This window comes from Uliginosibacterium sp. H1 (assembly GCF_036017065.1).
GTDB lineage: Bacteria > Pseudomonadota > Gammaproteobacteria > Burkholderiales > Rhodocyclaceae > Uliginosibacterium.
Genome location: NZ_JAYXHR010000001.1, coordinates 635,134 through 648,429, shown reverse-complemented (window position 1 = coordinate 648,429; position 13,296 = coordinate 635,134). Strand labels below are relative to the sequence as shown.

At 64.7% G+C, this 13,296-nt stretch carries 13 protein-coding genes; 11 read left to right on the top strand and 2 right to left on the bottom strand.

What is annotated here, in order from left to right:
- Positions 1 to 8 precede the first annotated feature (8 nt).
- From VVD47_RS02945 to VVD47_RS02895, 11 genes are all read left to right on the top strand, one after another.
- Positions 9 to 629 (top strand): phosphoribosylanthranilate isomerase, encoded by a 621-nt coding sequence (locus VVD47_RS02945; RefSeq protein WP_327601905.1) that lies wholly within the window; start codon positions 9 to 11, stop codon positions 627 to 629.
- A complete protein-coding gene (gene trpB / locus VVD47_RS02940; RefSeq protein WP_327601904.1) occupies positions 616 to 1,827 on the top strand; it encodes a tryptophan synthase subunit beta in 1,212 nt (403 codons plus the stop codon). Before VVD47_RS02945 ends, trpB begins: the two co-directional genes overlap by 14 nt.
- Positions 1,828 to 1,879: 52 nt before the next feature.
- Complete coding sequence (trpA, locus tag VVD47_RS02935; protein WP_327601903.1) at positions 1,880 to 2,698, top strand: tryptophan synthase subunit alpha; 819 nt, start codon at positions 1,880 to 1,882, stop codon at positions 2,696 to 2,698.
- Positions 2,695 to 3,561: an acetyl-CoA carboxylase, carboxyltransferase subunit beta gene (gene accD, locus VVD47_RS02930; protein ID WP_327601902.1), complete on the top strand. Its 867-nt coding sequence runs from the start codon at positions 2,695 to 2,697 to the stop codon at positions 3,559 to 3,561. The genes trpA and accD overlap by 4 nt, the downstream gene beginning before the upstream one ends.
- Positions 3,562 to 3,580: 19 nt before the next feature.
- Positions 3,581 to 4,858, top strand: coding sequence for a bifunctional tetrahydrofolate synthase/dihydrofolate synthase (gene folC / locus VVD47_RS02925; RefSeq protein ID WP_327601901.1), 1,278 nt, complete (start codon positions 3,581 to 3,583; stop codon positions 4,856 to 4,858).
- A gap of 28 nt (positions 4,859 to 4,886) precedes the next feature.
- Positions 4,887 to 5,579, top strand: a complete 693-nt coding sequence (locus VVD47_RS02920; protein WP_327601900.1) for an SPOR domain-containing protein — start codon at positions 4,887 to 4,889, stop codon at positions 5,577 to 5,579.
- Between the two features lie 22 nt (positions 5,580 to 5,601).
- A complete protein-coding gene (locus VVD47_RS02915) occupies positions 5,602 to 6,093 on the top strand; it encodes a CvpA family protein (RefSeq protein ID WP_327601899.1) in 492 nt (163 codons plus the stop codon).
- A gap of 11 nt (positions 6,094 to 6,104) precedes the next feature.
- Positions 6,105 to 7,634: an amidophosphoribosyltransferase gene (gene purF / locus VVD47_RS02910; protein ID WP_327601898.1), complete on the top strand. Its 1,530-nt coding sequence runs from the start codon at positions 6,105 to 6,107 to the stop codon at positions 7,632 to 7,634.
- A 144-nt stretch (positions 7,635 to 7,778) separates the two neighbouring features.
- A complete protein-coding gene (locus VVD47_RS02905; RefSeq protein WP_327601897.1) occupies positions 7,779 to 8,960 on the top strand; it encodes an O-succinylhomoserine sulfhydrylase in 1,182 nt (393 codons plus the stop codon).
- Positions 8,961 to 9,240: 280 nt separating this feature from the next.
- Positions 9,241 to 9,624, top strand: a complete 384-nt coding sequence (gene crcB, locus VVD47_RS02900; RefSeq protein ID WP_327601896.1) for a fluoride efflux transporter CrcB — start codon at positions 9,241 to 9,243, stop codon at positions 9,622 to 9,624.
- A 3-nt stretch (positions 9,625 to 9,627) separates the two neighbouring features.
- On the top strand, positions 9,628 to 10,392 hold the full coding sequence (locus VVD47_RS02895) for a class I SAM-dependent methyltransferase (protein WP_327601895.1): 765 nt from the start codon (positions 9,628 to 9,630) through the stop codon (positions 10,390 to 10,392).
- A gap of 30 nt (positions 10,393 to 10,422) precedes the next feature.
- Here VVD47_RS02895 and VVD47_RS02890 read toward each other — a convergent pair whose 3' ends face one another.
- Both VVD47_RS02890 and VVD47_RS02885 read right to left on the bottom strand, forming a co-directional pair.
- Complete coding sequence (locus tag VVD47_RS02890) at positions 10,423 to 11,961, bottom strand: SpoVR family protein (protein WP_327601894.1); 1,539 nt, start codon at positions 11,959 to 11,961, stop codon at positions 10,423 to 10,425.
- 9 nt (positions 11,962 to 11,970) lie between these two features.
- On the bottom strand, positions 11,971 to 13,239 hold the full coding sequence (locus VVD47_RS02885) for a YeaH/YhbH family protein (protein WP_327601893.1): 1,269 nt from the start codon (positions 13,237 to 13,239) through the stop codon (positions 11,971 to 11,973).
- Between the last annotated feature and the right edge of the window lie 57 nt (positions 13,240 to 13,296).

Below are 13,296 nucleotides of genomic sequence, written 5' to 3'. Positions count from 1 at the left end.
AAGCTGTCGTGAGAACCCGTATCAAGATCTGCGGCCTGACCCGTGTCGAGGACGTACAGGCCGTCGTGGCGGCCGGGGCGGACGCCATCGGCTTCGTGTTCTACCCGCCCAGTCCGCGCGCGGTGAGCATTGCACAGGCGGCAGAGTTGTGCCGCCACGTGCCGCCTTTCGTAAGTACCGTCGGCCTTTTCGTCAATGAGGATCGGCAACGGGTGGAGGAGGTGCTGGACGCCGTACCGCTGTCCATGCTCCAGTTCCACGGCGACGAAACCGCGCTCGACTGCGAGGGCTTCGGCCGGCCTTACCTCAAGGCCGCGCGGATGCGGCCCGGGCTCGATCTGGTAGACTACGCCGCCCGATTCAGCGCTGCGGCCGGGTTGTTGCTGGATGCCTTCGCCGAGGGCTACGGCGGCAGTGGCCGCGTGTTCGACTGGTCCCTGATCCCGCCGGGCTTGCCGCTGCCGATCGTTTTGTCCGGTGGCCTGGATCCGGCGAATGTGGAGGATGCGGTACGCCGCGTCCGACCCTTCGCGGTGGATGTCAGCAGCGGCGTGGAAGCCGCCAAGGGCATCAAGGATGCCGCGTTGATCCGGGACTTTGTCGCAGGAGTTCGCCATGCAGATGCCTGATATTCCCTACCAGTACCCTGACGCCGTGGGCCATTTCGGCCCCTATGGCGGTGTTTTTGTCGCCGAGACGTTGATTCCCGCGCTCGAAGAACTGCGCGAGGCCTACGAGGCCTGCCAGAAGGACCCGGCGTTCATCGCCGAGTACGAATACGAGCTGAAGCACTTCGTCGGTCGCCCGAGCCCGATCTATCATGCGCGTCGCTGGTCCGCCGAACTGGGTGGTGCCCAGATCTACCTGAAGCGCGAGGATCTGAATCACACCGGCGCCCACAAGGTTAACAACTGCATCGGCCAGGCCTTGCTGGCCCGTCGCATGGGCAAGCCGCGCGTCATCGCCGAGACCGGTGCCGGCCAGCACGGCGTGGCTACCGCCACCGTGGCGGCGCGTTACGGCATGGAGTGCGTGGTGTACATGGGCTCCGAGGACGTCAAGCGCCAGGCCGCCAACGTCTATCGCATGAAGCTGCTGGGAGCACGCGTGGTCCCCGTGGAGAGCGGCTCCAAGACCTTGAAGGACGCGCTCAACGAAGCGATGCGCGACTGGGTCACCAACGTCGGCAACACCTTCTACATCATCGGGACGGTGGCGGGCCCGCACCCGTATCCGATGCTGGTGCGCGACTTCCAGACCGTGATCGGGCGCGAATGCATCGAGCAGATGCCGCAACTGGTCGAGCGCCAGCCGGACTACGTAATCGCCTGCGTGGGCGGCGGGTCCAATGCGATGGGCATCTTCCACCCCTACATCCCGTTCGAGGACGTGAAGCTGGTTGGCGTCGAAGCCTCTGGTCACGGCATCGACAGTGGCCTGCATGCCGCGACGCTGACTGCGGGTCGCCCCGGCGTGCTGCATGGCAACCGCACCTACCTGCTGCAGGACGAGAACGGCCAGATCATCGAGACGCACTCGATCTCCGCCGGCCTCGACTACCCGGGTGTCGGCCCGGAGCACGCATGGCTGAAGGACATCGAGCGTGCGCAGTACGTCAGCATCACTGACGACGAAGCGCTGGCTGCTTTCCATACGCTGTGCCGTACCGAAGGCATCATCCCGGCACTGGAGTCGTCCCACGCACTGGCGTATGCCGCCAAGCTGGCACCGACCCTGCCCAAGGACAAGGTATTGCTGGTGAACCTGTCCGGTCGCGGCGACAAGGACATGCATACCGTCGCCGAAAAATCCGGCATCCGTTTCTGAATCGACAGCGGGGCTGCATCCACGATGCAGCCCCGCGTCTCGTGGTGAATCTATGTCCCGTATTGCCGCTGTATTCGAGCGACTGAATGCTGAGGGCCGCAAGGCACTCATCCCCTACATCACGGCCGGTGATCCCGATGCCGAAACCACGCTGCCGCTGATGCACGGCTTGGTTGCAGCCGGCTCGGACATCATCGAGCTGGGCGTGCCGTTCTCCGACCCGATGGCCGATGGCCCGACCATCCAGCGTGCATCGGAACGGGCCCTGGCAAAAGGCATGTCGCTCAAGGGCGTGCTGGAAATCGTGCGCCGCTTCCGTGAAACCGATGCGCAAACCGCCGTCGTGCTGATGGGCTATGCCAACCCGGTGGAGGCCATGGGCGTCGACAGCTTCGTCGCGCAGGCCAAGGCTGCGGGCGTGGATGGCGTGTTGATCGTCGATTACCCGCCGCAGGAATGCCGCGAGCTGTCGGCAAAGCTGAAAGCCGTATCGATCGACCCCATCTTCCTGCTGGCTCCCACTTCCATGGATGCGCGCTTCGCCGAAGTGGCGGAAGCGGGCAGTGGCTACATCTACTACGTGTCGCTGAAGGGCGTGACCGGAGCGGGGCACCTGGACCTGCAGGAAGTGGCGCGCCGCATCCCGGTGATCCGCCAGAAGGTCGGCATGCCGGTGGGCGTCGGCTTCGGTATCCGTGATGCCGCCACGGCGGCTGGCGTGGCCGGCTTCGCCGATGCGGTGGTAGTCGGCAGCCGCATCATCGAAGAGATCGAACAATCCCCGCGTGGCGAGGTCGTTGCGCGTGTGCAGAATTTCGTGGCCGGTCTGCGTCAGGCCATCGACCAAGTGAAAGAGGGAGTGCAGGCATGAGCTGGCTTACCAAACTGCTGCCGCCCAAGATCAAGCGCGATGCACCGGTCCGCAAATCGATTCCGGAAGGCCTGTGGATCAAGTGCGAGGCCTGCGAGGCCGTGCTGTATCGCTCCGACCTGGACGCGAGCCAGTACGTGTGCCCGAAGTGTGGCCACCACAAGCGCATCCGCGCGCGCCAGCGCCTGGACATGCTGCTGGATGCCGAAGGGCGCTTCGAGATTGGTGCCGAAGTGGTGCCGGTCGACCCGCTGAAGTTCAAGGACAGCAAGAAGTACCCGGAGCGGCTTGCCGCCTCCAACGAAGATACCGGCGAGGCGGACGCGCTGGTGGTCATGCAGGGCGCGGTGAAGACCGTTCCCCTGGTGGTCGCCGTGTTCGAGTTCGACTTCATGGGCGGCTCGATGGGCTCGGTGGTCGGCGAACGCTTCGTGCGCGGCGTGACTTCCGCGTTGGAGCAGAACGTACCCTTCGTGTGCTTCACCGCGACCGGTGGTGCCCGCATGCAGGAAGGCCTGTTCTCGCTCATGCAGATGGCCAAGACCACCGCTGCCCTCACGCGCCTGTCGGCCAAACGCCTGCCCTTCGTCACCGTGCTGACCGACCCGACCATGGGGGGCGTGTCGGCCAGTTTTGCCTTCATGGGTGACGTCGTGATGGCCGAACCCGGGGCGCTGATCGGTTTTGCCGGCCCGCGCGTGATCGAGCAGACCGTGCGCGAGAAACTGCCGGAAGGCTTCCAGCGTTCCGAGTTCCTGCTCGAGAAAGGCGCCATCGACATGATCGTCGATCGCCGCCAGCTGCCCGAGAAGCTTGCCCAGGTGCTGACCCTGCTGTCGAGCCAGCCCTCCGTCGCCGCCTGAACTGCATCGAACATCCCTGATGGTTCTTCCTGACACCCTGGCTGGCTGGCTGGCCTGGGTCGAGCAACAGCATGTCCGCCCCATCGAACTGGGGCTGGAGCGTGTCGCGCGCGTACGCGATGCGCTGGGCGCGCGCACCGACGCAGTCGTGATCACCGTCGCCGGCACCAACGGCAAGGGGTCCACCTGCGCCATGCTGGAGGCGATGCTGCGCGCGGCGGGCTATCGCGTCGGCCTGTACACCTCGCCACATCTGCTCGACTACAACGAACGCGTGCGCATCGACGGCAACAATGCCGCGGACGATGCGCTGTGCGAAGCCTTCGCCGCGGTGGAGGCCGCGCGTGCATCGCTGTCGCTGGCGGTGCCGCTGACCTATTTCGAGTACGGCACGCTGGTGGCCTGGTGGTTGTTCTGTCGTGCAGGGCTGGAGGTGGTGATTCTGGAAGTGGGCATGGGCGGGCGGCTGGACGCCGTCAATGTCTTCGAGCCGGACTGCGCCATCGTCACCGGCGTGGCGATGGATCACATGGAATTCCTGGGCGACACGCGTGAAGCCATCGGCTTCGAGAAAGCCGGCATCTATCGCGCCGGCAAGCCCGCCATCTGCGCCGACCCACAACCGCCAAAGAGCCTGCTGGACCACGTTGCCGCGATTGGCGCCGACCTGTGGCTGCAGGGCCGTGATTTCCGTTTTGCCGGTGACCGCCAGCAATGGCAATACCTCGGCCGTGCGCAGAAGCGCAACAGCCTGGCCTACCCGGCATTGCGCGGTGCCAACCAGTTACTGAACGCGGCCGGTGCGCTGGCTGCGCTGGAGTCGCTCGGCGACCGTCTGCCGGTACCGATGCAGGCGGTGCGCCAGGGCCTGATGCTGGTGGAGTGGCCTGGCCGCTTCCAGGTGCTGCCGGGGCGTCCGTCGGTGGTGCTGGACGTGGCGCACAACCCGCAATCGGTCGCCGTGCTGGCCGACAACCTGGCGAACATGGGTTTCTTTCCGGAGACCTGGGCGGTGTGCGGAATGCTTGCCGACAAGGACGTGGAGGGCAGCCTGCAGCACATGATTTCACGGGTCGACAAATGGCTGGTGTGCTCGCTTCCCGGCCCGCGTGGCCTGTCCGCGCAGGTGCTGGCGGAGCGTCTTCAGGCGATGGGGGCTGCGTCGGTCGAGTGTTTCGAAAGTCCTGCCGACGCGATGATCGCTGCACGGAAGAGGGCAGGCGAGGGTGATAGAATCGTCGCCTTCGGTTCCTTCCTGACAGTCGCCGACGTGATGCGCAACGCCTTGCGCAGTTAGTGTCCAGCGCCTGATTCGCGCCTGATCCATGCCGGAAAACGACGCCCAGCTCGAACTCAAGAAACGCGCCCGCCGACGCCTGGTGGGTGCCGCGGCACTCGCCATGGCGGCCGCGATCATCCTGCCCGTGGTCATGGACAAGGAGCCGCGTCCCAGCGGCAACGAACTGCAGATCCGGATTCCGAGCCAGGAAGGTGGCAACTACGCTTCCCGCCTGATCACGGCGCGTCCTGATGCGACGACGCCTGAAACCACCGCGCCGACACCGGTCGAACCACCTGCGCCGCCGGCGGTGACCGCACCGCACACCGCGCCCGCAGTCGTCCCGGCCGCTTCCGCTCCCCTTGTCTCGCAGCCTCCGCAGGTCCCCGCCCCGCAGGAAAAGCCGGCCGGCGAAAAACCGCCCGGAGAGAAGCCGGCTACAGCAACCAAGCCGCCCGAGCCCGATCGTGCCCTGGCCATTCTCGAAGGCAAGGAGCCTGCAGCTTCGGCCGCGGCCGCGGGCAGCTTCTATGTGCAACTGGGGGTGTATCGCGAACTGGACAATGTCCGCAGCGTGCAGGCCAAGGCAAAGGGTGTTGGCTACAGCGCGGGCACCGAGAAGGTCGGCGATCGCACGCGTGTGCGCGTGGGTCCGTTCAAGAACCGTGCGGCAGCCGATGCGGCCGTGGCGAAACTGAAACAGGCCGGCTTGGCGGCCGTGGTGGCACCGGTACGTTGAATCAGGCCGTAGCCGCCCCCACATGACTGTTTTCGATTATGTATTCCTCGCCATCCTTGGCCTGAGCACGCTGCTTGGCTTGTGGCGCGGACTGGTTTCCGAAGTCTTGTCGCTGGCTGGCTGGGTGTTGGCGCTGGTGCTGGCCTGGAAGGGGGCATCGCTTGCCGAGCCTTATCTGGCGGGCATTGCAGCGAACCCTTGGGCGCGCTGGGCTGTGGGATTCATCGCCATCTTCGTGCTGTGCCTGATCCTCATGGCACTGCTGCGCTGGTTGATGAAGGAACTGTTGAGGTCGGCCGGACTCAGTACCAGCGACCGCTTGCTGGGTTCGATCTTTGGCGCGGTGCGGGGCATGTTGATCGCGCTGGTGCTGGTTCTGCTGGCAGGGCTGACCGCGCTGCCGAAGGAACCCTGGTGGCGCGATGCCGTATTTGCACCGCCACTGGAAACGATGGTGATCGCGCTCAAGCCGCGTTTGCCTGAAGACTTGGCCAAACGCTTGAAGTATCGGTAACGGGTGAAGGTATGTGCGGAATCATCGGAGTCGTGGCGAAATCGCCGGTCAATCAACTGCTGTACGACGGGCTGCAGGTCCTGCAGCACCGTGGTCAGGATGCAGCGGGCATCTGCACGGCGGAGGGCGGCCGCTTCCACATGCACAAGGGGCCGGGCCTGGTGCGCGACGTGTTCCGCACGCGCAACATGCGCAACCTGGAGGGCAACTGGGGCATCGGGCACTGCCGCTACCCTACCGCCGGTTCGGCCTACAACTCGGCCGAGGCGCAGCCGTTCTACGTGAATTCGCCCTTCGGCCTCATGCTGGCCCACAACGGCAACCTGACGAACGCCGAAGCATTGAAGCGCGAGATGTATCTCGCCGACCTGCGCCACATGAACACCAACTCGGACTCCGAGGTGCTGCTCAATGTGCTGGCGCATGAGTTGCAGGAGGCCTCGCAGGGTTCCTTCCGTCTCGACCCGGACACCATCTTCCGTGCGGTGGCCGGCGTGCATCGACGCGCCAAGGGTGCCTACGCGGCACTCGTGATGATCGCCGGCTATGGCCTGCTGGCCTTCCGCGATCCCTACGGCATCCGGCCGCTGGTGATGGGTGTGAATGAAACGGCAGAGGGCAACGAGTACATCGTCGCTTCGGAGAGCGTGGCCATCGACGTGCTCAACTTCCGGTTCCTGCGCGATATCGCGCCCGGCGAGGCCGTGCTGTTCGACACCAATGGCAACATGGTGGCGCGCCAGTGCGCCGAGCCCAAGCCGCATGCACCGTGCATTTTCGAGTTCGTCTACCTCGCGCGCCCGGATTCGCTGATCGATGGCGTGTCGGTGTACGACAGCCGCGTGCGCATGGGTGAATACCTGGCCGACAAGATCCGTCGCAACTACGACGATCTGGAAATCGACGTGGTGATCCCGATTCCCGATTCCTCACGCTCCGCTGCGATGGAGCTGGCCCATCGCCTCAACGTGCCGTATCGCGAAGGCTTCGTGAAGAACCGCTACATCGGCCGCACCTTCATCATGCCGGGCCAGGCGGTGCGCAAGAAATCCGTGCGGCAGAAGCTGAATGCGATGCATCAGGAATTCGCCGGCAAGAAGGTGCTGCTGGTGGACGATTCCATCGTGCGTGGCACGACCAGCCGCGAGATCATCAACATGGCGCGCGAAGCCGGGGCCACGAAGGTCTACATGGCGTCGGCCGCACCGCCGGTGCGCCATGCCAACGTGTATGGCATCGACATGCCGACGCGATCCGAGCTGATTGCGTCCTTCCGCAACGAGGCGGAGATCTGCGCGGAGATCGGTGCCGACGCCCTGATCTACCAGGACCTGGAAGACCTGAAGCGTTCGGTCGCCTCCTTCAATCCGAAGATCGACGACTTCGAGGCCTCCTGCTTCGACGGCCGCTATGTCACCGGCGACATCACGGCCGAGTACCTCAGCAACATCGAGGGCGAGCGTGAGAAGGGCTGGAGCGGCGGTGAAGAGTCCGAGATCGAGCAACTCGACCTCAACCTCGTCGGCAGCACCCAGACTTGACCGGGCGCCTGCTCTGCGGGTAATTTCCGTTTTCGCGCCGATTTGAGTCTCAGCTTGCGGGCGCTTGATAAATACAGCTAAAGCGAACGCGAAACCCGTTCATGCTTTGGCTGAACGGGTTTTGTCTTTTCGGGAGTACGACATATGGATGACTTTCTCCTCGGCTGCGAGCCGGACACGCTGTCCATCCGGGCCGGCATCACGCGCAGCCAGTTCGGCGAGCACAGCGAAGCGCTGTACCTCACCTCCAGCTTCATCGCGCCCAATGCGGCAGAAGCGGCAAAGCGCTTTTCCGGTGAGGCGCCCGGCTTCATCTACTCGCGCTTCACCAACCCGACGGTGACGGCCTTCGAAGAACGGCTCGCTGCGCTGGAAGGCGCGGAGTTCTGCGTGGCGACGGCTTCGGGCATGTCCGCCATCCTGTCGCTGTGCATGGGTTTGCTGAAAGCCGGCGACCACATCGTGGCAGCGCAGGGCATGTTCGGTGCGACCCAGCAACTGCTCGGAAACATCCTCGGCAAGTTCGGCATCGAGACGAGCTGGGTGCCGGCCACCGACGTCGCCTCCTTCCGCGCCGCAGTGAAGCCGAATACGCGCCTCTTCTTCGTCGAGACGCCGTCCAATCCGCTGACCGAACTGGTCGATATCGCGGCCGTGTCGGAAGTGGCGCATGCCGCGGGTGCCTGGCTGGCGGTGGACAACTGCTTCTGTTCGCCTGCCTTGCAACAGCCCATCAAGCTCGGCGCGGATTTCGTGATCCATTCCGCCACCAAGTTCATCGACGGCCAGGGACGCGTGCTGGGCGGTGCGGTGCTGGGGCCGAAGGAGCCGATGCAGGAGGTGTTCCGCTTCCTGCGGACCGCTGGCCCGTCCATGTCTCCCTTCAACGCCTGGGTGGCGCTCGGCGGCCTCGAGACGCTGCGTCTGCGGGTGGAAGCGCAATCTGCATCCGCACTGGCCATCGCACAATGGCTGGAGAAGCAGCCGCAGGTCGAGCGGGTGAATTACCCCTGGCTTGCATCGCATCCGCAGCACGAACTGGCGAAGCGCCAGCAGAAGGCGGGCGGCGCGGTGGTCAGCTTCGAGGTGAAGGATGGGCGCGAAGCCGCATGGCGCGTGATCGACCATTGCAAGCTGCTGTCGATCACCGCGAATCTCGGCGACACCAAGACCACCATCACGCATCCGTCGACCACCACGCACGGGCGCGTCTCACCAGAGGCGCGCGAGGCGGCCGGCATCCGCGAAGGGCTGGTCCGCGTCGCCGTGGGGCTGGAGGCCGTCACGGATATCCAGGCCGATCTGTCGCGTGGCCTGAACGCCTGAGCGTGCAGCGGTAGGCCGCGCCGGCTGTCGCAAGGACTTATCGAAGGCCGTTCCCGTCACACGGGAGCGGCCTTCTGCTTGATGGCAGTCTCCACTCTCCAGCCTCCAGTGCGCCTGAGGTCAACGCGCTGACCTGGCCCGCGTTCATCGCAGCGAACGGCTTGTTTCCGCGTGCCCGTGAAGCCCGCCACGGGCGCATGGTCTGGCGGGCGCGATAAGCTGGCTGTAAGCAATGCGGACAACAATCCTGTGCCGCGCACGGCGGAAGCACACAACAACGATGACGACCTGGATCAACGTGGCGGCGGTAGGCGGTGGTGCAGCGACAGGCGCGTGGCTGCGCTGGGGCCTGGGACTCTGGCTCAATCCGATGCTGGCGGCGTTTCCGCTCGGTACCCTGGTGGCGAACCTGGTCGGCGGCTTCCTGATGGGGGTCGCGCTGTTCCTGATCCAGGCGGTGCCGGAGCTGCCCGCGGCGCAAAAACTGTTGCTGACGACAGGCTTCCTTGGCGGGCTGACGACCTTCTCCAGCTTCTCCGGCGAAGTCTTCGGGATGCTGCAGCGGCAGGCATACGGTTCCGCAGGATTGACGATCACGCTGCACGTCGCCGGCTCCCTGCTGGCGACCTGGGCGGGGTGGTGGTGCATGCAGGCATGGAGGTGAGGCATGGATGCGGCGAAGGACCATTCCAGGCTGTTCTCCCCGGTGGCCGGCGCGTACGCGCAGTTCCGCCCGCGCTACCCTGAAGCGCTGTTCGACCATCTCACCGCGCTGGTGCCGCATCGCCAGTTCGCCTGGGATGCCGGCTGTGGAAGCGGGCAGGCAACGCTGGGTCTGGCCGACCGCTTCGTGAACGTGCTGGGCACCGACATCAATGCGGCGCAGATCGCTGCGGCACCGGCGCATCCTCACGTGGTGTATCGGGTCGGCCCCGAGAAAGCCAGCGGCCTGGAGGCGGGCAGTGTCGCGCTGGTGACGGTGGCGCAGGCCCTGCACTGGTTCGACCTTGATGCATTCCACGCGGAAGTGCAGCGCGTACTGACGCCGCGCGGTGTGATTGCCGCGTGGAGCTACGGCGTGGTTCGGCTGCAGGAGCCGGTGCTGGACGAGATCGTGCAGCATTTCTACCGCGATGTCGTCGGCCCCTTCTGGCCGGCTGAACGTCGTCATGTCGAGAACGACTATCGGGATCTGCCGTTTCCCTATGCGGAGCTGACGGCGCCGTCTTTCGACATGGAGGTGCATTGGCACCTGCCGCAATTCCTCGGCTACCTGGGGAGCTGGTCGGCGACCGCACGCTATATCGCCGCCAACCAGCAGGACCCCACGGTGACGCTCGCAGAGCGGCTGTTGCCCGCCTGGGGCGACCCTTACCAGTCGCGCGTCATTCGCTGGCCGCTGGCGTTGCGTATCGGACGGCTGGGCGGCTAGCTTCCGGCGCGCAACGGGCCCGCCGGAACCTCAGGCAACCTGCGGCAGTTTCTGAATGCGCTCCATGCGGCATTCACGGCTGGCGATCAGCGTGCCCTCATCGTCCACCGTTTCCATGCGCACGTTGAAGCCCCACAGGCGCGCAACGTGCCGCAGCATCTCCTCGGTCGCTTCGCCCATCGGTCGACGCTTGTAAGCCTGGTGGCGCAGCGTGAGTGAGCGGTCACCACGCAGGTCCACGTCCCACACCTGGATGTAGGGCTCCCGCGAGCCCAGGTTGTACTGCTCGGAGAGGATCTCGCGCACCCTGGCGTAACCGTCGTCGTCATGGATGGCGGATACCTTCAGACGGCTCTCGTGGTCGTCGTCCATGATCGCGAACAGGCGCAGATCGCGCATCAGCTTCGGCGACAGGTACTGCGCGATGAAGCTCTCGTCCTTGAAGTTACGCATCGCGAAGTCGAAGGTCTCGCGCCAGTTGGAGCCTGCGATCTCGGGGAACCAGCGGCGGTCTTCCTCGGTGGGCTGCTCGCAGATGCGGCGGATGTCGGTCCACATCGCGAAGCCCAGTGCATAAGGGTTGATGCCGCGATACCACGGCGTGTTGTAGGCCGGCTGCATCACCACGTTGGTGTGGGAATGCAGGAACTCGATCATGAAGTTGTCGTGCAGCAGGCCTTCGTCGTACAGCGTGTTCAGCAGGGTGTAGTGCCAGTAGGTGGCCCAGCCCTCGTTCATGACCTGGGTCTGGCGTTGCGGGAAGAAGTACTGCGCCACCTTGCGCACGATGCGCACCACCTCGCGCTGCCAGGGCTCCAGCAGCGGTGCGTGCTTCTCGAAGAAATACAGCAGGTTCTCTTCCGGCTCGGCCGGGAAGCGGCGGGCAACCTGCGCGCTGGCCTTGGCTTCGATCTGCGGCAAGGTGCGCCATAGAGCATTGACTTGCGACTGCAGGTATTCCTCGCGCTCCTTCTGGCGCATCTGTTCCTTTTCCAGCGACAGCTTGGGCGGACGCTTGTAGCGGTCCACACCGACGCTCATCAGCGCATGGCAGGAGTCCAGCAGCAGTTCGACTTCTTCCTCGCCGTAGCGCTCTTCGCAGTGGCTGAGGTAGTTACGCGCGAAGACCAGGTAGTCGATGATCGCGTCCGCGTTGGTCCAGGTGCGGAAGAGGTAGTTGCCCTTGAAGAAGGAGTTGTGCCCGTAGCTGGCGTGGGCGATCACCAGTGCCTGCATCGGCATGGTGTTCTCTTCCATCAGGTAGGCGATGCAGGGGTTGGAATTGATGACGATCTCGTAGGCGAGACCCATCTGGCCGCGGCGGTAGCCCTTCTCGGTGGAGATGAACTGCTTGCCGAAGCTCCAGTGGTGGTAGTTCACCGGCATGCCGACGGACGAGTAGGCGTCCATCATCTGCTCGGCAGTGATCAGTTCGATCTGGTTCGGATACGTGTCCAGGCCGTAGTCGGCCGCGACGCGGGCGATCTCGCGGTGATACTCCTCGATCAGCTCGAAGGTCCATTCGGACGGCGAGGGCAGGGGCTTGCGGGCGCGCTTCTTGGCAACCATGTTTGCCTTTCAGACCAGGGTCTTCTTGAACAGCTCGCGGAACACCGGGTAGATGTCGGCGTAGCTCTCGATGCGTTGCATGGCGAAGTTGGACGCCGTGCCCTGCAGCTTTTCGTACTCCCGCCACAGGTTCTGCGGCTCGCCGGGCGTGATCTCGATGTACGCGAAGTACTGCATGTAGGGCAGGATGCTCTGCGCCAGCAGTTCGCGGCAGCGCGGCGAATCGTTCTCCCAGTTGTCGCCGTCCGAAGCCTGGGCGCCGTAGATGTTCCACAGGCCGGTGGCGTAGCGTTCCTGGATGACGTCGCGCATCAGGTCCAGCGCGCTGGACACCACCGTGCCGCCGGATTCGCGCGAGTGGAAGAAGTCTTCCTCGTCGACTTCCTTCGCCACTGTGTGGTGACGGATGAACACCACGTCGATGTGCTCGTAGGTGCGCGTCAGGAAGAGGTAGAGCAGCATGAAGAAGCGCTTGGCGGTCGCCTTCTTCTCCTCGTCCATCGAGCCGGATACGTCCATCAGGCAGAACATCACCGCACGCGTCGAGGGCTGCGGGATCTTCACGCGGTTGTTGTAGCGCAGGTCGAAGGTGTCGAGGAAAGGGATGGCCTCGATCTTCGCGCGCAGCACGCCGATGTCATGCTGGAGGCGTTTCACTTCCTCGTCGTCCGGGCTGCGCGTCTTCAGCAGCTCGTCGATCTCGGCCTGCAGTTCGCGGATCTTGCCGTGGTACGGCGCGCCCAGTGCCAGGCGACGGCCCAGCGCGCCACGCATCGAACGCACGAGGTTGAGATTGGTCGGCACGCCGTCGTTGGCGTAACCAGCGCGCTGCGACTTGTATTCGGGAATCTGCGCGAGCTGCGTCTTCACGAGGTTGGGCAAGGCCAGGTCCTCGAAGAAGACGTCGAGGAACTCCTCGCGCGACAGCTGGAAGACGAAGTCGTCCTCGCTCTCGCCTTCGTTGCTGGCGCCCTTGCCCTGGCCACCGCTGCCACCGCCACCCATGGGGCGCTGGATTTCGTCGCCGGTGGAGAACTGGTCGTTGCCGGAGAACACCTGCTCCCAGATGCCGCCGCTGCCATGCTGGAAGTGCGGCTCGGAAAGGTCGCGGGTCGGGATGGAGACGGATTCGCCGTTGTCGAGGTCCTTGATCGAACGGCCGTCGATGGCGTCAGCCACCGCGCGGCGGATCTGTCCCTTGAAGCGGCGCATGAACCGCTGGCGATTTACAGCACTCTTGTTCTTGCTGTCGAAGCGGCGATCAATGATTCGGGCCATGGCTTACCCAGCGAGAGAAAGGGGAAGGAGTGGGTGCCTGGCACCCACTCCGGAAGC